The sequence below is a fragment of the Aliivibrio fischeri ATCC 7744 = JCM 18803 = DSM 507 genome (assembly GCF_023983475.1).
GTDB lineage: Bacteria > Pseudomonadota > Gammaproteobacteria > Enterobacterales > Vibrionaceae > Aliivibrio > Aliivibrio fischeri.
In genome coordinates this window covers 23,729-48,053 of the sequence record NZ_CP092712.1, presented here as the reverse complement: position 1 = coordinate 48,053, position 24,325 = coordinate 23,729, and the positions used below count along the sequence as shown (strand labels likewise).

At 39.3% G+C, this 24,325-nt stretch carries 21 protein-coding genes, 1 tRNA gene, 1 pseudogene and 2 riboswitches; of the genes and pseudogenes, 3 read left to right on the top strand and 20 right to left on the bottom strand.

The annotated features are described in order from the left end of the window. Positions 1–437 precede the first annotated feature (437 nt). From tatC to rmuC, 7 genes are read right to left on the bottom strand one after another with little or no spacing between them, the layout of a single operon-like run. The gene (gene tatC / locus AVFI_RS00210; protein WP_065604340.1) at positions 438–1,193 is read right to left on the bottom strand and encodes a Sec-independent protein translocase subunit TatC; all 756 of its coding nucleotides are present in this window, start codon (positions 1,191–1,193) and stop codon (positions 438–440) included. A 2-nt stretch (positions 1,194–1,195) separates the two neighbouring features. Next, positions 1,196–1,576, bottom strand: a complete 381-nt coding sequence (gene tatB, locus AVFI_RS00205; RefSeq protein WP_005416855.1) for a Sec-independent protein translocase protein TatB — start codon at positions 1,574–1,576, stop codon at positions 1,196–1,198. A 3-nt stretch (positions 1,577–1,579) separates the two neighbouring features. Next, positions 1,580–1,828: a Sec-independent protein translocase subunit TatA gene (gene tatA, locus AVFI_RS00200; RefSeq protein ID WP_005416854.1), complete on the bottom strand. Its 249-nt coding sequence runs from the start codon at positions 1,826–1,828 to the stop codon at positions 1,580–1,582. 51 nt (positions 1,829–1,879) lie between these two features. Further along, complete coding sequence (ubiB, locus tag AVFI_RS00195; protein ID WP_188863531.1) at positions 1,880–3,514, bottom strand: ubiquinone biosynthesis regulatory protein kinase UbiB; 1,635 nt, start codon at positions 3,512–3,514, stop codon at positions 1,880–1,882. Then, complete coding sequence (locus AVFI_RS00190; RefSeq protein WP_005416849.1) at positions 3,511–4,134, bottom strand: ubiquinone biosynthesis accessory factor UbiJ; 624 nt, start codon at positions 4,132–4,134, stop codon at positions 3,511–3,513. The genes ubiB and AVFI_RS00190 overlap by 4 nt, the downstream gene beginning before the upstream one ends. A gap of 11 nt (positions 4,135–4,145) precedes the next feature. Beyond that, on the bottom strand, positions 4,146–4,910 hold the full coding sequence (gene ubiE, locus AVFI_RS00185; RefSeq protein WP_005416847.1) for a bifunctional demethylmenaquinone methyltransferase/2-methoxy-6-polyprenyl-1,4-benzoquinol methylase UbiE: 765 nt from the start codon (positions 4,908–4,910) through the stop codon (positions 4,146–4,148). A 56-nt stretch (positions 4,911–4,966) separates the two neighbouring features. Continuing rightward, positions 4,967–6,487 (bottom strand): DNA recombination protein RmuC, encoded by a 1,521-nt coding sequence (gene rmuC / locus AVFI_RS00180; protein WP_188863532.1) that lies wholly within the window; start codon positions 6,485–6,487, stop codon positions 4,967–4,969. Positions 6,488–6,614: 127 nt separating this feature from the next. Between rmuC and AVFI_RS00175 the strand changes: the two genes are divergently transcribed. Further along, on the top strand, positions 6,615–7,517 hold the full coding sequence (locus AVFI_RS00175) for a DMT family transporter (protein ID WP_063649396.1): 903 nt from the start codon (positions 6,615–6,617) through the stop codon (positions 7,515–7,517). A gap of 122 nt (positions 7,518–7,639) precedes the next feature. Here the strand turns inward: AVFI_RS00175 and tsrA are convergent, their stop codons facing one another. Both tsrA and AVFI_RS00165 read right to left on the bottom strand, forming a co-directional pair. Then, positions 7,640–7,930, bottom strand: a complete 291-nt coding sequence (gene tsrA / locus AVFI_RS00170) for an H-NS-like global regulator TsrA (protein WP_005416841.1) — start codon at positions 7,928–7,930, stop codon at positions 7,640–7,642. Positions 7,931–8,051: 121 nt separating this feature from the next. Beyond that, positions 8,052–9,281 (bottom strand): multidrug effflux MFS transporter, encoded by a 1,230-nt coding sequence (locus AVFI_RS00165; protein WP_054775559.1) that lies wholly within the window; start codon positions 9,279–9,281, stop codon positions 8,052–8,054. A 97-nt stretch (positions 9,282–9,378) separates the two neighbouring features. Here AVFI_RS00165 and AVFI_RS00160 point away from each other — a divergent pair, with 97 nt between their 5' ends. Both AVFI_RS00160 and AVFI_RS00155 read left to right on the top strand, forming a co-directional pair. Next, the gene (locus AVFI_RS00160; protein ID WP_063649394.1) at positions 9,379–10,344 is read left to right on the top strand and encodes a LysR family transcriptional regulator; all 966 of its coding nucleotides are present in this window, start codon (positions 9,379–9,381) and stop codon (positions 10,342–10,344) included. A 100-nt stretch (positions 10,345–10,444) separates the two neighbouring features. Further along, on the top strand, positions 10,445–12,238 hold the full coding sequence (locus tag AVFI_RS00155; RefSeq protein WP_188863533.1) for an aminopeptidase P family protein: 1,794 nt from the start codon (positions 10,445–10,447) through the stop codon (positions 12,236–12,238). A gap of 88 nt (positions 12,239–12,326) precedes the next feature. Here the strand turns inward: AVFI_RS00155 and thiH are convergent, their stop codons facing one another. The 11 genes and pseudogenes from thiH to hemG form a co-directional block, all read right to left on the bottom strand. Further along, entirely contained in the window at positions 12,327–13,439 is a 1,113-nt protein-coding gene (gene thiH / locus AVFI_RS00150) for a 2-iminoacetate synthase ThiH (RefSeq protein ID WP_054775560.1), read from the bottom strand. 10 nt (positions 13,440–13,449) lie between these two features. Then, positions 13,450–14,220: a thiazole synthase gene (locus AVFI_RS00145; RefSeq protein ID WP_188863534.1), complete on the bottom strand. Its 771-nt coding sequence runs from the start codon at positions 14,218–14,220 to the stop codon at positions 13,450–13,452. Between the two features lies 1 nt (position 14,221). Next, positions 14,222–14,434: a sulfur carrier protein ThiS gene (gene thiS, locus AVFI_RS00140; protein ID WP_005416828.1), complete on the bottom strand. Its 213-nt coding sequence runs from the start codon at positions 14,432–14,434 to the stop codon at positions 14,222–14,224. Next, a complete protein-coding gene (locus AVFI_RS00135) occupies positions 14,427–15,260 on the bottom strand; it encodes a HesA/MoeB/ThiF family protein (protein ID WP_054775561.1) in 834 nt (277 codons plus the stop codon). The genes thiS and AVFI_RS00135 overlap by 8 nt, the downstream gene beginning before the upstream one ends. Then, positions 15,253–15,915: pseudogene (gene thiE / locus AVFI_RS00130) on the bottom strand (thiamine phosphate synthase); the annotation flags it as partial. The pseudogene thiE and the gene AVFI_RS00135, both read right to left, overlap by 8 nt. 67 nt (positions 15,916–15,982) lie before the next feature. Then, on the bottom strand, positions 15,983–17,917 hold the full coding sequence (thiC, locus tag AVFI_RS00125; protein ID WP_012532655.1) for a phosphomethylpyrimidine synthase ThiC: 1,935 nt from the start codon (positions 17,915–17,917) through the stop codon (positions 15,983–15,985). A gap of 188 nt (positions 17,918–18,105) precedes the next feature. Next, positions 18,106–18,218: riboswitch (TPP riboswitch) on the bottom strand. Positions 18,219–18,639: 421 nt separating this feature from the next. After that, positions 18,640–20,019 carry a voltage-gated chloride channel family protein gene (locus AVFI_RS00120; RefSeq protein WP_188863535.1) on the bottom strand — a complete coding sequence of 460 codons (1,380 nt, stop codon included), beginning with the start codon at positions 20,017–20,019 and terminating at the stop codon, positions 18,640–18,642. 126 nt (positions 20,020–20,145) lie between these two features. After that, positions 20,146–20,213, bottom strand: a riboswitch (Fluoride riboswitch). Between the two features lie 104 nt (positions 20,214–20,317). After that, positions 20,318–20,512, bottom strand: a complete 195-nt coding sequence (locus AVFI_RS00115) for a hypothetical protein (protein WP_005416817.1) — start codon at positions 20,510–20,512, stop codon at positions 20,318–20,320. Between the two features lie 81 nt (positions 20,513–20,593). Then, positions 20,594–23,347, bottom strand: a complete 2,754-nt coding sequence (locus tag AVFI_RS00110; protein WP_188863536.1) for a M16 family metallopeptidase — start codon at positions 23,345–23,347, stop codon at positions 20,594–20,596. Between the two features lie 234 nt (positions 23,348–23,581). Continuing rightward, positions 23,582–23,658 (bottom strand) — tRNA-Trp (locus AVFI_RS00105). Between the two features lie 118 nt (positions 23,659–23,776). Next, complete coding sequence (gene hemG / locus AVFI_RS00100; RefSeq protein WP_005416815.1) at positions 23,777–24,301, bottom strand: menaquinone-dependent protoporphyrinogen IX dehydrogenase; 525 nt, start codon at positions 24,299–24,301, stop codon at positions 23,777–23,779. Positions 24,302–24,325 lie beyond the last annotated feature (24 nt).

Genomic DNA, 24,325 nt, shown 5'->3' with positions numbered 1-24,325 from the left:
CTATCCATGCCGATTACTAATCCTAAGTAACCGAGTGCCTCATCCTGAAGCGTACCAAATCCTTGGCTAGTTCCTGTTCCGTGTCAGCATCCTTCCGACACCAATAAGATTACGCTTTTCACTTTTTTCAGCAATAGACTAATTTCAAATAATTGCAAAAAAAAATATAGTGGTATTCCCCAACAAACACAAAACATTAAATATCAACAACTTAATAAAAAACAAAGAGAAAACGGCGCTAAAAAAAGCGCTAAATCTCACTCGCTTGTGAGAGATCTCGCACAAGCGGTTTCCTGTTTGTCTATTTATCTCTATAAAGCTTCAAAAATTGAGCGTGATCATGATCACTTAACTCACTTTATATGATTTAAAATAGACATAAAAAAAGCGCTGATAACCATCAACGCTTTTTCAATATTCAGATTTTTTATCAAGCATTATGCTTCATCTTGTTCCAAATCATCTTCGTTATTCTCTCTCACATAAAAACGTGAAAAGAATAAACCGATCTCAAACAAAATACACATAGGTACTGCCAGCAACGTCTGAGAAATAATGTCTGGTGGTGTCAACATCATACCTACAACAAAGGCACCTACAATAATGTATGGACGCTTTTGTCTTAACGTATCTGGGTCTGTAGCACCTGTCCAGCATAGCAAAATGATGGCAACAGGTACTTCAAATGCAATACCAAAAGCCAAGAATAAAGCTAAAACAAAATCAAGATAACTGGCGATATCAGTTGCTACTTGAACCCCTTCTGGTGCAATGGTTGTAAAGAAACCAAATACCAAAGGAAATACAACGAAATACGCAAATGATACACCAGCATAAAATAGCAAAGAGCTAGAGAACAATAACGGCATGATGAGTCTTTTCTCATGCTTATACAGTCCAGGAGCCACAAATGCCCATACTTGATAAAGAATTACTGGAACAGCGACAAATATCGATGCCACCAAAGTCAGCTTTATGGGCGTGAAAAATGGTGACGCGACATCAGTTGCTATCATAGTTGCACCCTCTGGCAGTCTTTCTACCAAAGGTGCTGATAAAAACTCATAAATGTCATTAGCAAACCAAACTAAGCCTAAAAATACGACAATAACTGCAATGATTGCTTTTAATAGACGATTTCTTAGCTCTAGTAAGTGCGCTAACAACGGCTGAGAGGATTCAACTGATGACATAATTACTCTGCTTTCGTTTTAGAAGTTGAGTCAGATGCCGAAGAAGAACTCGAATCAGCACTTGGCGTCTCTACTTTTTCTTCTTCTGGTTTTGCATATGGACGAGTGACATCTGCTGCCGCTTGCTTTAACTCTTCTACTGACTTTTTAAGATCAGGCGATAAGTCATCCATATTCATCTGTTCTGCTTTGCGCAAATTCTCTTGAAGTTCTTGTATCTTCAATTCTTGTGACAGCTCATCTTTGACGTTATTCGCCATGCTTTTTGCTGCTCCAATGAACTGCGCAACAGAGCGGATCGCTTTTGGTAAACGTTCCGGTCCTAATACAACTAGTCCAACAACAGAGATCAGTATCAGTTCCCAAAAACCGATATCAAACACTTATTATGCCTGCTCTTTGTCGTTTTGCTTTTGTTTTTCTACTGTTTCAGCTTCTTTTTTCTCTAAGTTTTGAGGTACAAAATCAGCGTCTTTTTTCGCATCTTTTGCTGGCTCATCTTCACTTATCGCTTTTTTAAAGCCTTTAACTGCAGAACCCAAATCACTACCTACACCACGTAATTTTTTCGTACCAAATAACAGAACGATAATTACTGCAATAATAAGAAGTTGCCAAATACTAATACCACCCATGCTTATTTCCTCAGCGTGTTAGGGTTAAAAAATTGCTAAATAAAGTTACGCTTAACGACGATATGCTCGCCAGCTAAATAGCCAAAACGCAGCTCCTGTAGCAGCACTAATTGATGCTAACACAGTAATGTTACTGGTTAATAACACCGCAGAACAAATCAGAAGTGTGGCTCCAACATTAAATAGGAATTGTCCTTTTGCTTGTTGGCGCTTACTTTGACGGTAACCTGCGTAAAGTTTATCCATTCGTTGATTAAGAACTTTGCCCTGGCGCAAACTGTCATAAACTAAATCTGGCAGTTCGGGTAATTTTTCAGCCCAGAATGGCGCTTTCTCACTCAAAGCAGTCACAAAGGCTGCCGGTCCTACCTGTTTTGCCATCCACGTTTCTAAAAACGGTTTGGCGGTTGCCCATAGATCTAATTGCGGATAAAGCTGTCTGCCTAATCCTTCTACGTACAACAATGTTTTTTGCAATAAGACTAACTGTGGTTGCACTTCCATATTGAACCGACGTGCTGTATTAAATAAGTTCAACAGCACATGACCAAAAGAAATTTCTCCTAATGGTTTCGCAAAAATGGGTTCACATACCATTCGAATAGCAAATTCGAACTCTTCAACATTAGTGTCTGCCGGAACCCAACCAGAATCAACATGTAATTGTGCAACTTTATGGTAGTCACTATTAAAGAAACCCAATAAGTTTTCTGCTAAATAGCGTTTATCTTCCTTATTGAGTGTTCCCACAATACCACAGTCTAATCCGATCCATTGTGGATTTTCTGGATTATCTGGATTTACAAATACGTTTCCTGGGTGCATATCAGCATGAAAGAAGCTATCTCGAAACACCTGAGTAAAGAAAACAGAGACACCACGTTCAGCCAATAACTTCATATTGGTGCCGTTTTTTTCAAGCTGCTCAATGTCTGATACTTGAATACCGTAAATGCGCTCTGACACCATAAGATGCTCAGAGCTTAAATCTAAAATGACTTCAGGTACATAAAGTTCTTCGCTACCTTCAAAGTTTCTGCGCAGCTGCATTGCATTACTGGCTTCTCTTCTTAAGTCTAGCTCATCAAGTAAGGTTTTTTCGTACTCTTCAATGACTTCTACAGGTTTTAAACGACGCGCTTCAGGAATATGTTGCTCTACCAACTTCGCCATACGGTACATTAAGCGAATGTCAGATTCGATGACAGGACGAATGTCAGGACGAATCACTTTAAGAACAATTTCTCTACCTGAATCTTTTAACTTTGCGGTGTGTATCTGAGCAATGGAAGCTGAAGCCAACGGCTTAATATCAAAATCAGTAAACCAATTCTCTAATGGTCCACCTAATTCAATTTCCATTTGCTCTTTCGCTAACTGACCATCAAATGGGGCAACTTGGTCTTGAAGTAGCGCTAATTGGTCAGCTAAATGAGGAGGAAAAAGATCTCGACGGGTCGACATCATTTGACCGAACTTAATCCAAACAGGACCGAGCTCTTGCAATGCTAGACGTAAGCGTTCACCAAGTGGTTTTTCAGGGTATTTATTTTTAATCCAGAATAAACCTTTACGTAATCGCTTTGGCAATTGAGTTAACGCATGTTCAGGTAACAGCTCATCTAACCCATACTCAAGTTGAACCTTAGTGATGTGATATAAGCGCTTTAACTCAGATGGCGTCATGCTGGTTCTAACCCTGTTTTTTGTATTAGACGAGATAACCGAGCATCAAGCTCTGCAAGTTGAGTCTCAACATCGGTTACTTGATCGCAAAAGTGGGCAATTTCTAATGGTGCCGGTGCCATTTTCCACTCTTCAGTAAGTACTTCTGCTGCATGGCGAGTTTGACGAGTGATCTGTTTTTTCACCCAGCAGGCTCCACCTTTTACTCCACTAACTAAAGTATGTGCAACAATATCACCAGTATATTGAGATAATTTCTCTTCAACATCTGGTTTTAATTCTTCAAGTAATGCAGAAAATTGCTGAGCAAGTTTTAAATCGCCTTCCAATACCAACTTATCTTGTTTGATAAGTTGAGTGATATTATTTTGATCACGCAGTTGTGGCAAAACAGAAAGATTTAAAGCTAAGTAACAATCAACTGAACCTTCGAATCGAGAAAGAATATCAACTTGTAGGTGACTAAATACAAAGAAAAGATCTTTGTTCACTTCATTCAAATGAACATGAATGATCTTTTCTTTTAAACGATGCAGTGCCGCTTTGCTTTCTGGAGATTCTTTTAACAGAGTATTTAACCCTGTCTCCATCACGCCTGTTACGAATGGTTCTAATGGCATTATTCTATCCCTTAAAACTTGTAACCACGATGTAGAGCAACGATACCACCTGTTAAGTTGTAGTAATTTGCTTGTTCAAATCCTGCGTCTTCCATCATGCCTTTCAGTGTTTCTTGATCTGGGTGCATGCGAATAGATTCAGCAAGGTAGCGATAGCTGTCTGCATCATTTGCGATGATTTCACCCATTTTCGGTAATAGGTGGAAGGAGTACGCATCGTAAATTTTTGATAACGGCTCAAGAATTGGTTTTGAAAACTCTAGCACTAATAAACGGCCGCCCGGCTTAAGAACACGGAACATAGAACGCAGTGCTTTATCTTTATCCGTAACGTTACGAAGACCAAAACTAATGGTAATACAATCAAAATGGTCATCAGGGAAAGGTAGCTCTTCTGCATTTGCTTGTACGTAATTTACATTACCTACGATGCCCATATCTCGTAGTTTGTCACGACCAACGTTTAGCATTGAGTTATTAATATCAGCAAGAATAACTTGGCCTTTCTCACCCACAATACGTGAAAACTTAGCCGTTAAATCGCCAGTACCACCAGCTAAATCAAGTACTTTATGACCTGGACGTACGCCACTACAATCAATCGTGAATCGTTTCCAAACACGGTGAACACCACCAGACATAAGGTCATTCATGATGTCGTATTTTGCTGCTACAGAGTGAAACACCTCTGCAACTTTCGCTACTTTTTCTTCTTTAGCGACTGTAGTGAAGCCGAAGTGTGTTGTTTCTTCAGCCATGTTCATCTTGTCCGTCATTTTTCGTCCTCTAGAGATAGTACGTTGAATCCGTTCTCTATGGATTCAACAGCCCTCTAGTCTACTTTATCCAACCCGTTATCACCAAGTGTTTGCATCGTATCGGCTTCAAAAGATTGGTCAATAAGACGACGATTTATGTCTCTCTTCACTTCAACCCCCAATTCTTTAAAGCTTTCAGCTTGGCGAATTAAGTTTCCACGCCCACTTGCCAATTTATTCATTGCTCCCTGATAACTTTGATTTGCCTTATCAAGTGCGCCACCAACCGCCTCCATGTCATCAACAAAAAGACGCATTTTGTCGTACAGTTTACTTGCGCGTTCTGCAATGATTTTGGCGTTTTGGTTCTGTCTCTCATTACGCCATAAATTACTGATGGTTCTAAGCGCAACTAATAACGTTGTAGGGCTAACGATAATAATATTCTGCTCCATCGCATCAGAGATGAGCGATGGGTCAGCCTCTATCGCAACTTGAAACGCTGGTTCTACAGGAATAAACATCAAGACATAATCTAAACTGCGTAAGCCATTTAACTTATGGTAATCCTTTTTACTTAATCCTCGTAAATGAGCTCGAATCGCCATTAAGTGTTCATCAAGCGCATGTTCTTTTTGATTAAAGTCTTCACTGTTAAAAAAACGCTCATATGCCACTAAGGTCATTTTTGAATCAACCACTACGTCTTTCTCGTCAGGTAAGTGAACAATCACATCAGGATAAAAACGCTTACCATCTTCATCATCCATACTGACTTGAGTATCGTATTCATGCCCCTCTCTGAGACCAGATTCTTTCAACACTCGCGAAAGAACAACTTCACCCCAATTGCCTTGTTGTTTGTTGTCACCTTTAAGAGCATTGGTCAGGTTTACCGCCTCCTGTGTCATTCGCTCATTAAGCTGTTGTAAGCTACGAATTTCATGTACCAGAGTGTGGCGCTCTTTAGCTTCAAAACCAAAACTGTCGTTTACTTGTTTTTTAAACCCTTCAAGCTGCTCTTTTAATGGAGATAACAAACCTTCTAAGCTCACCTTATTTTGTTCATCAACCGTTTTGGTTTTCTGCTCAAACAATTGGTTGGCTAAATTTTCAAATTGCTGCTTTAACCTTTCTTCTGCTCGCTCAAGTAATTCAATCTTCTCTTGGCTTGCTTTGCGTTCTTCTTCATTACGTGCTTCTTGCTCTCTCAATTCGGCTTCGATATTTGAATTTGCTTGGCGAGAAAACTCGAGCTGCTGAGTTAAATATTCTTTCTCTTTTTGAATAGCATCAAAATAACGCAGCTTTTCCATTGCCGCCATTAAGCGCCCATGAGATTGCTTTTGCTCTTGCGCTAATTTGTCACGCTCAAGATCAAGTTCATCGAGTTCTTGCTGCTGCTTTTCAACTTGTTGGGTTAATTGGTGCAGTTGAGTGCCTGCCAATTTTTTTTCTGATTCTAGCTCCTGTTCTAACAAAGCTAACTCTTGCTGGTTTCGACTTTTTGTTAATACATGAGCAACGGCATACGCGATACTAGCGCCTGCAAAACCAAACAATAAATGCCCACCAAACTGATTCAAAAATTCCATAACTCACTCAATGTAAACACGAATTACCATAGGATATTTTGATACTGGATAAATGTCCAGTTAACACTATTTTTCAAGCACAGGTACACTCCAGATCCAAATGGATTTTTTACTGAGAACAATAACAATGAACGAACGTCGTGCTTTAGGATTTGGTGTCGCTGCGGTTCTGTTGTGGTCAACCGTTGCCACTGCTTTTAAAATCACTCTTGAGCATTTTACGCCAACCCAAATGCTAACCATTGCAAGCGCTGTTTCTATTCTGGCTCTGGCTGGTGTTGCTGCTTATCAAAAAACGTTATCGCAATTGATTGATACCTTTCTAGCTAACCCTTTGTATTACATTTTATTAGGTGCAATTAATCCTCTGGCTTACTACTTGGTTCTATTCAAATCTTATGACCTATTGCCTGCCTCTCAAGCTCAGCCTCTTAATTATAGCTGGGCAATTACCTTAACCTTAATGGCTGCGGTTTTTCTTGGGCAAAAAATACGCAAACAAGATTGGATTGCGTGTGTGTTAGGCTATTTAGGAGTAATCGTTATTGCGACTAAAGGTGATGTGCTTGCATTAGAATTTGATAGCCCTCTAGGTGTGGGCTTAGCCTTATTCTCAACATTATTGTGGGCGGGTTACTGGATTCTTAATACGAAAAATAAAGCAGACCCTATTCTTGGGCTTTTACTTGGTTTCTTAGTTGCTCTACCTGTTGCGATAGGTTTAAGTATTTATGAAGGAGCACCATGGGCTCAAATACCAATGAGTGGTTGGGCTGCGGTTTCTTACGTAGGGCTATTTGAGATGGGCGTTACCTTTGTTTTATGGTTGTCAGCATTACGATTAACACAAAATACTGCTCGAATTAGTAACCTAATTTTTGCCTCTCCATTTATCTCTTTGCTGCTATTAGCCAATATCATCGGAGAAGAAATACACCCATCAACATTAATCGGATTAATTATGATTGTGTGTGGTCTACTGATCCAACAGTTCTTTGGTAAAAAGGAAGAGCGCCAAACAGAGCAATAATTGCAATGTGAGTAATAAATAGAGATTTACTGAATTATCTAGATTGACCTAAAAAACAAAAAGCAGCGTATATACGCTGCTTTTCTATTTTAATTACCTAACCAAAATTTGAATTAAGGTTATTATTTATTCTTACTCGCTAAATAAGCTTGGAAGTCTTCTAACGAAACCCCTTCTTTTGCCATTTCTTCAGCCAGTTTTTTTGTCGTTTCACCTTTACGCTCTTCAATTACCACTTGGAATTGGTAAATCAGATCACGCAATGTTGGAACAGACACTTGTCGCGCAGCGCTTCTTACGCGCTCTTGGCTTTGATTACCTAGTTCAGAAAGTAGTTTACCAAACATAAGTTTTTCTGGTGACTCTTCCATTTGCTCTAGGACACGAGCCATTTCAATAACGGACATCGACATTGCGTGTTTTGCCTTTTAATTTTCAATCAACAGTAATTAAGTGCTGAATATACACTGAAACCATAATTAACTGAATATATTAAAAAGTAAAATTGCTCTTTTTCTGTTCAAATTATGCGAATTACTGCGTAACGGTTTCAGAATGCCAACGTTGACCTGTTTTAGTTAATAAAATCAGCAAACCTGGGATAAGAAGCCACATCATTAGGGTTAAGAGTTGTGCAGATGGGAGTGCTAATCTTTGCATTGTGCCAACAATGATACCTGCACCACTCATTTGAAATAACCCTAACAATGCAGCAGCTGTTCCCGCTCTATCACCAAATGGTGCCAGCGCTTTACCCGCTGCTGAGCCAAGCACTGATGCATAGCCTACAGAAGCCAAAAATATTGGGATCATAAACGCCCAAGCTTGCTGAATATGTTGCAGACTTAACATTAAACCACCAGATATAGCTAGTATCGTTAAGCCAGATAATAAAACTCGTTTTGTTCCAAACTTGATCATGAACTTAGGAGCAATAAAACAAACTGCAATATTGATCGCTGCATTAATCGCAAACCAATAGGTAAACTCATTCATAGTCAGCCCTAATTGATCCATCAAGAAAACAGGTGCTGAAGTAACATAAGCTAAAATAACCCCCATTGATAACATGCATAAAGAAGCATGGAACAAAAAGGTTGGATTCTTTAATACAGACCAGTAGCGAGATGGACTAATAAGTTTCCCTGTTTGAACTGTATTTTCTGGTTTTGTTTCTTTGTAGTTAGTAAGAATTAAAGCAAAACCAACTAAAGCAAAACCAGCCATAAAACTAAAATTTGAACGCCAGCCGAAATGATGAGTCAAGTAACTACCTAAAATAGGAGCTAAAGCGGGAATAAAACAGATCGCTCCATTTAAATAGCTGATCATACGCCCACCTTTCTCTGCACCAAATGAATCACGAACAGAAGCAAAAGCAGCAACGGATGTTGCACACGCACCAAAACCTTGTAGTAATCGAGCAAGCAATAACATTTCCATTGCTTGAGCGGTATACGCCAACACTGCACTCATTCCATAAATAACAATACCCGTTAGTGCGATTGGTCTACGGCCATAGCGATCAGCCAATGGACCCGCAAATAACTGACCTAGCCCCATACTAAACATAAACCAAGTAATCGTATCTTGAGCCATTGTTGATGGTACATGAAACTCTGCCGCCATCGCTGGCAAAGCAGGAAGATAAATATCAATAGCTAATGGACTGAACAATACTAATACCACCATTAAGGTGATGATTTTTTTGTCCGAGACTGATGACATTGATGTTGCTGATTGAGGTGTAACTGGCGTGTGCATTGGTAACTCCTAAAATGATTCGAGGAGTGTACTCAATTAGAGATATGAACAGAAATGGTTTATATTCAGATCTAACATTCTTATTTGGAATATCTCTATGTTTTTCGAAAAACTGGCAAAGATTGATCTTAATCTTCTTCTTACGCTTCATTTATTATTAGAAGAAAAAAGTGTCACTCGTGCTGCTCAACGTTTGTGCTTAAGCCAATCTGCCGTTAGTAAAAACTTAGCTAAATTACGCGAACAATTTAACGATCCGCTTTTCTCTCGCACATCTTATGGTTTACAGCCCACGGCGAAAGCACGAAACCTTCAAGAACAACTACATACGTTATTAAGCCACTTAGAAAGCATCACTGAAGCATCAAATTTTGATCCTAAAAGCAGTCATTATCGATTTCGTTTAGGTTTGGTTGAAAGTACTTATCCATTACTGCTTCCACACTTCATGTCTTACATTTTAAACAAAGCCCCCAATGTCATGTTAGATACTCATGCATGGGATACCAATACATTAAAGAAACTTCAATCTGGTGAAATGGATATAGGTATTACAGGTAAAGACCTCGACCCAAAATACGCCAATATCACTATGCATACGCCTGAAGATATTTGCAGCAAAGAAATTTATCGAGATAGTCAAATGTGTTTGGTTCGCCGTAATCATCCTGTATTAAAACAAGAATGGACGTTAGACACTTACCTTCAACAACGTCATGTACAAGTTCGCTGTGATGGTAAAGATCAATGGTTGCTTGATTACAAATTAGCAGACAGAGGACTCGAACGTAGTATTGGTATTATTGTGCCTGATTTTAATAGTGCTGCGAGTTTATGTACTCATACCGATTTAGTCTTCACAGCACCAAGCCACTTTATAAAATTAATAGCCAAACAACTTAACTTAGTTGTATTACCCTTGCCTACAGACTTACCTCAAATGGCATACACCCTATTTTGGCATCAACAAAAAGAGAATGATGCGGCAAATTGTTGGCTTAGAAATACCATAATTAATCACTGTAAAGATTTATCAATATCAACAATTGCAGATGAACACTAAAAGCGCTAGGTTATAACTCTACAAAAAACATAACTAATTTCTGCCTCGTACACACGGACAGAGTCATACCAATTAATCACAGGTATAAAAGGACACTCAGATGCACCCACAAACTTCTCAGCGTGTTGAACAACTACGTACATGGCTTGCTCAACAAGATTTCGATGCCTTAATTATTCCTCATGAAGATGAATTTCTAGGTGAATATATTCCAGAGCATAACGAACGTTTGCATTGGGTTACTGGTTTTACTGGTTCTGCTGGTGCGGCTGTTATTACTAAAGAAAAAGCGGCTATTTTTGTGGATGGCCGTTATACCGTTCAAGTTCGTAAACAAGTGCCTGCAGATGTATTTGAATATCGCCACCTACATGAAGAACCACTGCTTGAATGGATTAAAGACAGTCTTACTTCGGGTTCAAAAGTGGCAATAGACCCACGCATGCACACAGCTCAATGGCTAAAAACAGCATCAAAAAATGTTGAAGCCGTTGTCACTCTTGAAGCAATCGCCACTAACCCTATTAATGAGTTATGGTTAGACCGCCCAGAAGTTAAAGTGTCTGATGTACGTTTAATGTCATTAGAATTTGTCGGCCAAAGTTCTGAAGACAAGCGTAAAGAAATTGCAAAAGAAGTCTCAAAGAAAAAAGCTGACGCTGCGCTATTAACACAACTAGACTCCATCTGTTGGTTATTGAATATCCGTGGTTTGGATGTTTCTCGCCTACCAGTACTTCTTTCTCATGCCATTATTCACGCAGATGAAAGTGTTGATTTTTTCCTAGAACCTTCACGTCTTCCTGCAGAGTTTAATGCTCATGTTGGCCAAGGTGTTCGAGTTCACCAACCAGATGCCTTGCAAGCAACATTAGAATCACTTGCAGGTAAAAAAGTTCTAGTTGATTCAGCAACATCAAACGCATGGATGTCATTAGTCTTAAGTAATGCGAACGCAGAAATCATTGAAGCATCTGATCCATGTTTACTACCAAAAGCCGCTAAAAACGAAACGGAAAAAGCAGGCATGCGTGCTTGTCATATTCGTGATGGCGCTGCTATGGCTAAATTCCTAACTTGGTTTGACGCAGAGATTGAAGCTGGCACTTTACACGACGAAGCTGTTTTAGCAGACAAACTTCAAGCATTCCGTGAAGAAGATGCCTCTCTGGCTGATTTAAGTTTCGATACTATTTCAGCAGCTGCTGGTAATGCGGCAATGTGTCACTACAATCATCAAAACCAACCTGAACCAGGTAAACTACAAATGAACAGTTTATACCTAGTTGATTCAGGCGGTCAGTATCCAGATGGCACAACAGACATCACTCGAACATTAGCGGTTGGTACACCAAGTGATGACATTAAACAGCAATTTACTTTAGTTCTTAAAGGCCATATCGGGTTAGCGAATGCTCGCTTCCCTAAAGGTACATGTGGGCATCAATTAGACATTCTTGCTCGCCAACATTTATGGGAGCAAGGTTATGATTATGATCATGGTACTGGCCACGGTGTTGGTCACTTCTTAAGTGTGCATGAAGGTCCTCAACGTATTGCTAAAGTAGTAAATAACACAGCGCTTCTTCCTGGAATGGTGCTTTCTAATGAGCCTGGTTATTATCGTGCAGACGAGTTTGGTATCCGTATTGAGAACTTAGAGCTAGTCGTTGAAATTGAAACTCAAGGTGACTTCTCGGTTCTTGGATTTGAGTCTTTAACACGTTGTCCTATCGACAAACGTCTGATCAATGTTGATATGCTAAATCGCCCAGAGTTAGCGTGGTTGAATAACTATCATCAGAAAGTCTGGAATGAAGTTAGCCCTCTTGTTGATGGCGAAGTAAAAGAGTGGCTTAAACAAGCGACAGCTGAATTAAGCTACGAAAGCTAATTCATTAAAACACGATAAAGAAAATGCCACGTATCTATTTGTATTAAAGAGCAAACGTGGCATTTTTTATGTTGTTTCACGTGAAACATCAATTTGAATAACTTCTATCCCAGTCCTTCCAAACTGGTTCAAACCCCCTCGCTTGTACCGCTAAAGAAACAGATTCAGCAGATCGTTCATCACTAATAGAAAACTGTTCAAGCTCTTGGTCATCATTTGCATAACCACCCGGTTGTGTTTTCGATGCAGCGGATATTGATGTGATACCTAATGGCAATACATTATCTCTAAAATGTTCAGACTCTCGAGTGGACAATGACAGTTCAACCTCGGGGTTTAACAACCGATAAGCACAAATTAATTGCACCAGTTGTTTGTCACTCATTATTGATTTTGATTGCAGCGCACCTTCACATGGTCGCAATCTTGGAAAAGAAATAGAGTAACGAGTCTGCCAATATCGACGCTCTAAATAATCCAAATGCGCTGCCACAAAAAAGCAATCTGTTCGCCACTCTTCTAGCCCAATAAGCGCCCCAATTCCAATCTTATCAATGCCCGCTTCTGCCAATCGATCTGGCGTTTCTAATCTAAATTTAAAATCGGTTTTATTTCCACGAAGGTGATGCTCCGCATAAGTAGATGGATGATACGTTTCTTGATACACCATCACCGCATCCAAACCTAAGGTTTTTAATTCTGCATACTCTTCTTGTTCTAAAGGCTGAACTTCCATTGCGAGATAATTAAACGACTGCTTTATCTGCGGTAATGTTTGACGAAAGTAATTCATCCCAACTTTGGTTTCATGTTCTCCCGTTACCAAAAGAACACTATCAAAATTCATCGCTTTAATCGCCCTCACTTCCTGTGCAACCTCATCTTGGTTGAGCGTCTTTCTCTTAATGCGATTCTCCATTGAGAAGCCACAATAAGTACATGCATTCGCGCAAAGATTAGAAAGATACAAAGGAATATAAAAACCAATCGTATGACCAAAACGTTGGCGAGTTAATCGTGCAGACTCTTGAGCCATTTGTTCAAGATAGCTTTCTGCAGCAGGAGAAATTAAGGCTTTAAAATCTTCAAGATCTCGTTTGGATTTACTTAGCGCTCTTTCAACATCATGATGCGTTTTACTATAGATAGAGAGTTTAACCTCATCCCAATGTAACTTTTCCCATTCATCAGTAAATGTCATTTCATTCACCTTAATCAAGAAATGCCGTTAATGGACTAGAAGCAACAGCTTGAGTATTAACTGCCGCCAACCCATTTTCATAAGCTAATCGGCCAGATTGCACCGCTAATTTAAATGCAGTTGCCATTGCGATTGGATTTCTTGCCGCAGCAATCGCAGTGTTCACAAGCACAGCATCAGCCCCCAGTTCCATTGCCAAAGCAGCATGATATGGCGCACCAATACCAGCGTCAACCACTACAGGTACTCGAGCTTGGTCAATAATAATCTCTAAAAAGTCACGACTGACAATGCCTTTATTTGAACCAATAGGCGCACCTAGTGGCATAACAGCAGCACAGCCAACCTCTTCTAGTCGCTTACATAAAACGGGATCAGCATGACAATATGGCAAGACAATAAACCCTTGTTTCACTAACTCTTCTGCTGCGGTTAATGTTTCAATTGGATCAGGCATTAAGTATTTGGGATCAGGGTGAATTTCCAATTTAAGCCAATTTGTGCCCAATGCTTCACGAGCCAGTTGTGCGGCGAAAATAGCCTCACGAGCATTTTTAGCACCAGACGTATTGGGTAATAAGTTAATTCCTGCATCCACAATCGGCTTTAATATATTGTCTTCAGGGTTATTCACTTCAACACGTTTTAACGCCATTGTTGATAATTCAGAACCAGACTCTATAAGTGCCTTTTGCATAACACTAGCACTTGGAAACTTTCCTGTTCCGGTAAATAAACGTGATCTAAACGTCTTATCTCCGATGGTTAATAAGTCATTCATGTTAACCTCCAGCGATTGCTTGAAATAAAGAGATGGATTCACCCTGTGATAACCCACGCTTTTGCCACTCTGATCTCGGTATTATCTGATTGCTGATTGCAACTGCACATCCCTGTGTATCAATACCATGGTATTCTAAAAATGAAGATAATGTATGCGTGACCTCAACTCGATAAGACACACCATTAAGTTCTATTGACATTAAATCACTCATGACAAGTCTCTCCCTTTGAGTGTGTTTCACGTGAAACATCATTGCTTACTGTTGAAGCACAGATTGAACATTGGCTGTCTTTTGGAATTGTTATCGATGACCAAGTCAAAAAGCGGCCATCAAACTGATGAATGGTGTCCCATTTCATGTAACTCGGTTGAGTAAGGTATTTAATGGTTTCTAATGCCTGTAAGTTTCCTATCATGCCTACCACCGGTCCCACAATTCCGAACGACTGACAGTTTTGTGTTTGGTGGCTTTCAGTAAAAGGAAATAAACAGTGATAGCACGACGTGTTTTTTTCCGTGACCTGATTTGAAAACAACATTAGCTGCCCTTGCCATCCAATTGCTGCACCAGAAATAAGTGGAACGTTATGCTTTACACATGCCGCATTAGTTTCATGACGTGTTGGCAAATTATCAGAGCAATCCAAAACAACGTCGACTTGATTAATAAAACGGGATAACTCTGGCTCTGTTAACTTATGGCTGATCACTTCAATATGAGTTGTACCATTCAACCCTTTAAGTTGCAGTGCCATTGCCATCGCTTTATTTTGATTTAGGTTGTTATCGCGATACACCACTTGTCGCTGTAAGTTGCTTAATTCAACTTTGTCTCCATCGGCAATGATTAATGTACCGATACCAGAAGCGGATAAATACATTCCAACCGAAGAACCCAATCCGCCACAACCGATGATGAGAACCGTACTATTTCTTAATGCTATTTGCCCTTTATCACCAATATCAGGCAACATAATTTGACGGCTATAACGCAGAAAATCTTGGTCACTTAACCCTTCCATTAACTGGTTACTCATAAGCAACCTCCTGTAGATTTCCTCTTCTTGGTTCAGAAATAATGGCGTTAAATTTCTCGACGGCCTGCTCTGTATCCTCAGCCTCAGTAATCGCTCGAACTACCGCAATACTATCAACACCGGTTTGCCACACATCATTAGCAACGGAGAGATCAATACCGCCAATCGCAACGGTCGGAATGTCTCCAGCTAATTGTTGATTCTTTGCAAGATTGGTCAAACCTTGTGGTTGTGATGGCATCTCTTTCGTTGGTGTCGGAAAAATATGACCAAGCGCTAAATAGCTTGGATTTAGGGCTTTTACTTTTAATAGTTCACTATCATCGTGTGTCGACAAACCAAGACAAATATTCGCCTCAGCAATCGCCTGTAAATCAGCAACCTCTATGTCTTCTTGTCCAAGGTGAATACCAAATGCTTTGTGCTTAATAGCTAACTGCCAATAGTCATTGATGAACACCTGAGCATCATATTCACGGCCAAGCCTAATCGCTTTTATAACCTGTTGCTCTAAGTCTGCTTGTTCTGGATTCTTAATTCTCAATTGGATTGTCTTTACATCGAGCTTTAATAATTTTTCTATCCACGACACATCATCAACTACGGGATATAAACCAAACTTACTTTTATCAATATTAGGGAATGCAAACATTGCTGTCTCACCTCAATTCCGTATACAAAACTAAGAGATGTTCCACGTGAAACATCCCTTATTATCATCGTTATTCAGCTTCAACTGCAGGATGATAAAGTTCAGACCCAGACGCTTTAAACTCTTCTGACTTTTGACGCATCCCTTCTAGAGGGTCATCTATCATCTTAATTTCGATTGCTTGGTCTAAAGCAACTTGTTCCGAATCTTTAGCGTACTCTCTGACTTCTTGTGAGATCTTCATTGAGCAGAACTTAGGCCCACACATTGAACAAAAGTGAGCAACTTTGCCCGATTCTTGCGGTAAGGTTTCATCGTGATATTCACGAGCGGTAATAGGATCAAGAGACAGATTAAACTGGTCTTCCCAACGGAATTCAAAGCGGGCTTTTGATAAGGCGTTATCACGAATTTGTGCACCCGGATGACCTTTGGCTAAATCGCCTGCGTGTGCTGCTAACTTATAAGTAATCAAGCCTGTCTTCACATCGTCTTTATTTGGTAACCCTAAGTGTTCTTTTGGCGTTACGTAACACAACATGGCACAGCCATACCAACCAATCATGGCAGCACCAATGCCTGAAGTAATGTGATCATATCCAGGAGCAATATCTGTCGTTAGTGGGCCTAATGTATAAAATGGCGCTTCATGACAATGTTTAAGTTGTTCATCCATATTCTCTTTAATCATGTGCATAGGAACATGACCTGGACCTTCAATAATGACTTGAACATCGTATTCCCACGCAACTTTAGTTAGCTCACCTAAAGTGCGTAATTCAGCAAATTGCGCTTCATCATTAGCGTCAGCAACAGAGCCCGGACGCAAGCCATCACCCAAAGATAAAGCCACATCGTATTTAGCACAAATTTCACAGATCTCACGGAAGTGTGTATAAAGGAAGCTTTCTTGGTGATGAGCAAGACACCACTTAGCAATAATAGAGCCGCCACGAGATACAATCCCTGTGACACGTTTTGCTGTCATTGGTACATAGCGAAGCAATAAACCAGCGTGAATGGTAAAGTAATCAACCCCCTGTTCAGCTTGTTCGATTAAGGTATCTCGCATCACTTCCCAGTTAAGGTTTTCGGCTACACCATTCACTTTTTCTAGCGCTTGATACATTGGAACCGTGCCAATTGGGACAGGGCTATTACGTAGAATCCACTCACGAGTTTCATGAATATTTCGACCCGTAGATAAATCCATCACCGTATCACCGCCCCAACGCGTTGACCAAACTAGCTTCTCCACTTCTTCTTCAATTGATGAACTCACCGATGAGTTACCAATATTAGCGTTAACTTTAATTAAGAAATTACGACCAATGATCATTGGTTCTGCTTCTGGATGGTTTATGTTTGATGGGATAATTGCGCGCCCTTCAGCAACCTCTTTACGCACAAATTCAGGTGTGATTTCTTTCGGTAAGTTAGCCCCAAAACTATGGCCAGGATGTTGGTGATTAAGTTGCTCATCTGCAAACTTTTGACGACCCATGTTTTCACGAATCGCTATATATTCCATTTCAGGAGTAATGATTCCCTGACGCGCATAATGCAGTTGAGTAACACACTGGCCTTGTTTAGCACGGCGAATCGTTGGGAGATTTCCATAACGAAGTTCATCAAGAGTTTCATCCGCTAAACGCTCTTGCGAATAAACAGAGCTCACGCCATCAAGTAACTCGGTATCATTTCGCTCTTCTATCCATTCTTGACGCAACTTAGGTAATCCTCTATATACATCGATATCGTAGCTTGGATCGGTATACACACCTGAAGTGTCATAAACTTGGATAGGTTCATTTGGTTCAAAAATTGGTGATTCTTTGGTACCACCAACTAAACTGTCAGCTAATGAAATCTCTCGCATAGGAACGCGAATATCAGGACGAGAGCCTTCAATATAGACTTTATTTGAATTTGGATATGGTTGAACCGATAACGATTCAATATTGGTTTTAGCATCTAAACGTGCTTGTTTACGGCTTGACGACATAGCAAAATTCCTTGATAAAAATAGAATAATTGCTTGCCGGATTTGAGTTGTAGCAAGAGGTTCTTAGTTTGTGCTGCAGAGAATATCTGTCTGTACTGTTATGCCCACAAGTTAAAAAGAATAAAAGCAGCTAAAATTCAGCTACGTCTGTACCTTTCAATCTGTAGATATGGTTTCATAAACTAAGATGTAAATTGTCTCTTGTTCCCTTCGCAGGTATTAGCCTGATCAGGTTCTACGGATCCCGCACTGCGGTCTCAGCTCGTACTTTAAAAAGCACTAAGCACTCCGACAAGTTTCCTTCAGATCGTTGAATCAAAATCTGAACGTATTCGGAGTATAAAGAAAGTATGCAAGAAATGAAATGGAAGAGAAAAAAGTTATCAAGTGGTTGGCTGAGTTTGTGAGTGAGCGCATATAGAGTTTTACATATCGACAATCCATATTAAACCTTGTGTGCTTCGCAGCAAAAAACCACCTTTGTCATCGGTAGATCTTACACCACCAAATACAATGTTCTTTTTTGTGGAGAAGTACATTAGGTTCGAATCCTCTCCCACAAGGCATATTGAACCTTGTGTGCTTCGTAACAAAAAACCACCTTTGTCATCCGTAGCTCTTACACCAACAAATACAGTGTTATTTTTTGTGGAGAAGCACATTAGGTTCTAATTATCTCTACCAAGTTCTAATCTAGATAAACCACCATGTTTCACGTGAAACTATTTGTCTTTTTTAGTTAGCTTATTCGCTAGGTGTTTTAATGACGATGAATTATGTTCACGATATGACCCTATTTTATTTAGGCCGTCATGATCACGACCATGCTCTAATGTTTTAGAAACAGCAACACGTTGCGAAGAGTAAATACCGGTATGACCACTAAAGTAATAAGCCGTATAACACGCTAATGCGAAATAAGGTAAATACTCAGCACCAAACAATTCTACGCCCATAATCGTACAAGCTAATGGTGTATTGGTTGCAGCTGCAAATACCGCAAGGAAACCCAGAGCAGCAAATAAATCAATCGGAGCCCCCATAACCCAACCTAAGAAGTTACCTAACGTAGCACCAACAAAAAACAACGGTGTTACTTCACCACCTTTATAACCAGCAGCAAGAGTAATCGCAGTTAATACCAGTTTTAAAATCCAGCTATACCACTCTGCTCCACCTTCGGTAAATGCAGAAGTAATACTCACACCACCATCACGACTTGGATAAACACCAATACCAATGTAATCATAGTTGCCAAGTAATTGCGTAATGATGATGACCATCAAACCACCCACAACGACAATCAAATATGGGTTTTTTAGTGTTGCATTAAACAGATCTTTAAAGCCATGAGTCAACTCACCAAACAAATAACCAGCAATACCAAAACCAATTGCAGCAATAATCACTTTAGCCATTAATAAAAGATCGATATCAACAGCATGACCAAACAAGGTGCTAACCTGATCAAAGTTAATTAAATAATGCGTATGATGGGCACCCCAAGCCGAAGCGACCACATTAGCTAAGATAGCAGCCAATAGCGCAGGAATGATGGCATTGAACTTAATACGCCCAATAAACAACACTTCAAGAGCAAAGATGGCTCCAGTAAAAGGCGTTCCAAAAATAGAAGCAAAACCAGCGGCAACACCTGCGGTTAGCATCATTTTTCGGTCATCTTCAGATAGCTTAAAGACTTTAGATAACCAATCGGTTGTTGCACCACCAATTTGAACAGCCGTACCTTCACGACCAGCAGAGCCACCAAATAAATGCGTTATCACCGTAGTAAATAACACTAATGGCCCCATTCTTACTGGAACACCTTCCCCAGCTTGGTGGATTTCATCCATAATTAAGTTATTACCGCCCGCCGAATTTTTACCCCAATTTCGGTAGCTATAAACAATAGCTAAACCCGCAACTGGTAATAAATAAATCAGCCATGGATTCGCAATGCGAGCTTGCGTCGCTTCACTTAGTAACCATAAGAAAAATGCGTTAAATGACCCTACCAATAAAGCAACAGGTAGAATTAGTAATGACCAACGAGCTACTTGAAATAAGTTTTGAAAATTTCGATTAAGAGGATGTGCCATGGATCTCTATCTTTAAATAATGGTTAAACAAAAGGATAGACGATCTTAGAAGAGAAGAGAAATAACAAACTGCTCTACCATAGACGGATCTACCCCAATACGATCAGACTCACTGATCAGGGTAACGCTACAGTAGGAATCATTATCTCTAAAAATAGAGCGGTTAAAGGTGGAAATCCATCACCCGTATTTGGCATAAGAACCAAACAACAATCAGAATGCTACTCCTATCATTTTCAAATGGCAAATAAAAAAGGCACACCTTAGGTATGCCCTTTCAAACTATTCAGTAAATCATTTACCAAGTTAATACAGGAGTGTATCCACTCACCATGTTTGCCATTTTAGTATTAACATTTTCGAATCCTTTCCAAAGTTTTTTTGTTACTGCTGTTTTCTTTGTTCTTGGTTGCTGTTTGCCATACATTTCTTCGTTAAGCATTTTTTTTGCAGCCATTTGACCAAGATAAACAGTACCTAAATCGTAACCCATTTAAACAAAACCCTAGATGATTAATTAAGCAGCGATTTTACTATCTACGCCCTAAAAAACAAGATATAGATCACAAAAAAATCAAATTGGCGTCGATAGATACTTAAATTGATGACTGTTTTTACCAAATGAATATTTTATCAATCTATTTATATCTTCTACATTAACTGAGTTTGCTGTTTCTGAAATACCAAATAGAGCTTCAACTCCGTAGTTGTGTATGGTGTAACGATTTAGCAGCCATGCTTGCTGAGTACTGTTATTTTTTAATGGTTCTAAATCAACCACTAACTGTTTAGCTGCAGCATTTACCTCATTTTCTGTTACTCCACGTAATAAATCTTTTATTACCTTATCAATGGCAGACTCAATAAGTTGTGCATTCTTAGGGTCAACTTGTGCGCCCATAACCCAATGAGGTTTAAACTCACTATCAGCATTCACCATAAGCGCATATGGAGCGTAATCCAAACTTAGTTCTTCTCGAACATAGTGCATCAATCTCTTAGATACTATTCTTTGCAGCATATCCTGAATAAAAATGGATTTTGCAGAGTGATCTTCCAAACCCTGAACTGCGATAAACTGAGAAATATAATGACTACTCTGTTCAGTATTTACCGCCATGCTAATACTCGGTACAGAATCTGACTTATAAGTAACGGCGTAATTCGTTTTCTTTGCAGCGCCTAAACGTATATTTGCTAAGTACTGACGAAGTAATGGTTTTAACTCAGACGGTTTTAAATCAGCCACAATCACTAACTGATAATTACGATTCTGTTGAAATAATAACTGATGTACTCGTTTAATCTGCTCACTAGTAACGAGATTTACATCCTCCCCATCAAGTAGTTGATGTCGATTAGTAGAAGAATAAGTGTTCCTATTAATAGCTTTAGTAAATTGACCAAGAGATGTAGAGATATAAGCATCTCTGTTTTGTTCAAACTCCTGCTTTACCGCTTTTAACTGCCCTTCATCAACATTAATTTCAGACATAATTGCAGTAATTACAGCAAACGTCTCAGCAAGCCCTTCCTTATCCGTAATTCCTTCAAGGCCGTGATGAGTAAAATTAATAAAAGGATAAAGCTCAATACCTTCATTTCTCAAATGAGCATCTAACTGAGAGCCTGTGAATTTACCAAGACCGCTACGAGTAACTGCTGGTATGGCAATATTCGCTGCTGGTATCAACTCTGAAGGCAATGCTGCTATTCCGCCTTTGCTTGCTAACGAAAACACCACGTCATCACCGGCATCGGTTTTTCTCAAATAAAGAACATTTAACCCGTTATCTAGTGTCCAACGAGTTAAATCAACCTCCTCAAATAATTTAGTTTCAGACAAAATCATTCCACTGGTCATTGGAACAGGAAAAGCGGCACTAACATTATTAATTAATGGTTCACTTCCTGATTTTGCATACGCAGACTTTAACTCAGGAATGCTTAATTCTATTTGAGAGAGGGATTCAACGGAATCAACGCCAATAGCAAATTGGTATGAAGACGAAAGCAACTCATCAATATGATCATTAACAACCTTCAAATCTGTCGCTGCTAAAAATGACGTCAAACTTGCCTTGTAATCTAAACTTGATTGACTTATCTGCTGACTCACAACACCATTAACTCTGTTTTCAACATGATCATAAGGCGTTAAGTTTTCAAGATTTGCATCAAGATTATCAAGTTGATAATGATAAGGTTGAAGTAAGTTATCCAACTCACCATGTGACACACCATGATCTCGTAATGAAGCTAACGTATCTAAAAATAGTGTTTGGCTTTGGGTTCTATAACTAGCAGGAAATGAGACTGAAGAAATAAAATAGCGCTGATCAGATACATAGTAATCCGTCGAGTAAATCCATTGAACAGGCATTGCAGCGTCAAGGAATACACCACCTAACCTTTGCTGAATAATTGAATGAGCAATTTCATCTAACCATAGTTGATGCTGCTCTTCTCTTGTATTTACTCTAAAATCACCACGATCAATAACCAGAGCAATACTTGGTGGCTCACCACTTGCCACTTTAGCAATAAAGTCATTTTGATTTAGAGGCTCTAATGGCATCGTACTTACAACTGAAGAGCCTTTCTTCCAACTTTCAAAATGTTTAGTTATCAGTGTAATCGCATCTTCAAGAGTAACATCGCCACTAATAACAATTTCAGTTAATTGAGGTTGATACCACTGATGATAAAACTCTGCAAGTTGTGTTGAGGATGCAGATAAAACCGACTCCTTATTCCCAATAGGATCGCTATTTTCATAAACAGTTCCTGCGGTCATATGCTCATAAAACTGAGCCGAAATAGGCTTATCTTCTAACCTTGAGTAACGAAACTCACCAAGAATAACCTCTTTCTCTTTTTCCACTTCTTTAGATGACAGTTCAATACCATCACCAATATCTCTCATCCAAACAAGCGCATTGTTAAGCTGAGAGTTATCAGGTAAATCAAGTTTATACACGGTTTCATAATAAGAAGTGTAAGCGTTAATATCCGCTCCAAAACTTAATCCTGCATCTTCAAATAGAGAGATAACATCATTTTGTGAAAAGTGTTCGCTACCATTAAAAGCCATATGCTCTACGAAATGAGCGTAACCTTTTTGATTTTGTGTCTCTTGAAATGAGCCGGCATGTACAATAAAACGAATAGATACTTCTTTTTCTCGATCAGGATAAATATGATAACGGAATCCATTATCAAGCTGACCAGTGACCCAACGAGGATCAGATTTAAGTTCTGTAACTGATGTGGTTGCACATCCTGAAATAAACAAGCAAGCAATAAACGCCAACCAATAACCTTTCATAATACATCCTGGTAATTATATTTATATTTTATAAGTTACGTATCTGAATATAAATTAAGCATAATTGCAAGACATAAAAAGAAATAGTTATTATTATCAATAAGGTATTGGGCTCGTTTATTTTCTCAAACCCCAGATAGCAAAAAGACTCATACCTTTCGATATGAGCCTTTTCTCAATTTCTATTACTCTATAAACGAGAAAACCCCAGCATTTCTGCTGAGGTTTTGAATATGGCAGGGGTGGAGAGATTCGAACTCCCAACACGCGGATTTGGAATCCGCTGCTCTGCCAATTGGAGCTACACCCCTGTTGTGCGTGCTATTGTAATCACTTCAATAATAAAATCCATACTTTTGAAGCTAAAAATTTGAATCTAAAACAAAAATTCTACTTATATCGCACTATTTTATCCAAAATGGGCAAAACTTAACCGCGTTTAATCTTCTCTACGAATTGATCAACTCGTTGCCAGTTAGTGTATTCAACTTCCTTAGTTGGATCCGTTTCACCTCCCGTCATTTTCATAATGAATTGAATCATGACGCGATCAAACCAGTTATAGCGAGGATAAAACAATGCACCAGCAAACGTATCTTGTAACGCAGGAACCCAAGGCGATTTAAGTAAGAACTTCTTAAAGTACACACTCGTTTCAGGCGTATCTTTTCCCTCTTTACGAGCGGTTAAGTTAACAATAAAGAACCCAGCCTTAGCCTGTTCTAATTCCGTTTGGTACTTAGTGATAAATTGATACAGCTTTTTATTTAAGTGGCCATAACGAATTGAAGCACCAATAACAACACGATCATAATCAGAAAATGAAACCGATAGCGGTTGGTGTAAATCAACTAATTCACACTGAACATCACTTCCTAACTTTGTCGCAATATAGTTCAATATTTTAATCGTTTGACCTTCACGACTTGAGTGAAGAAGTAATACTCTTTCCACAGTAAACCCTTTAATCTGTTTAAT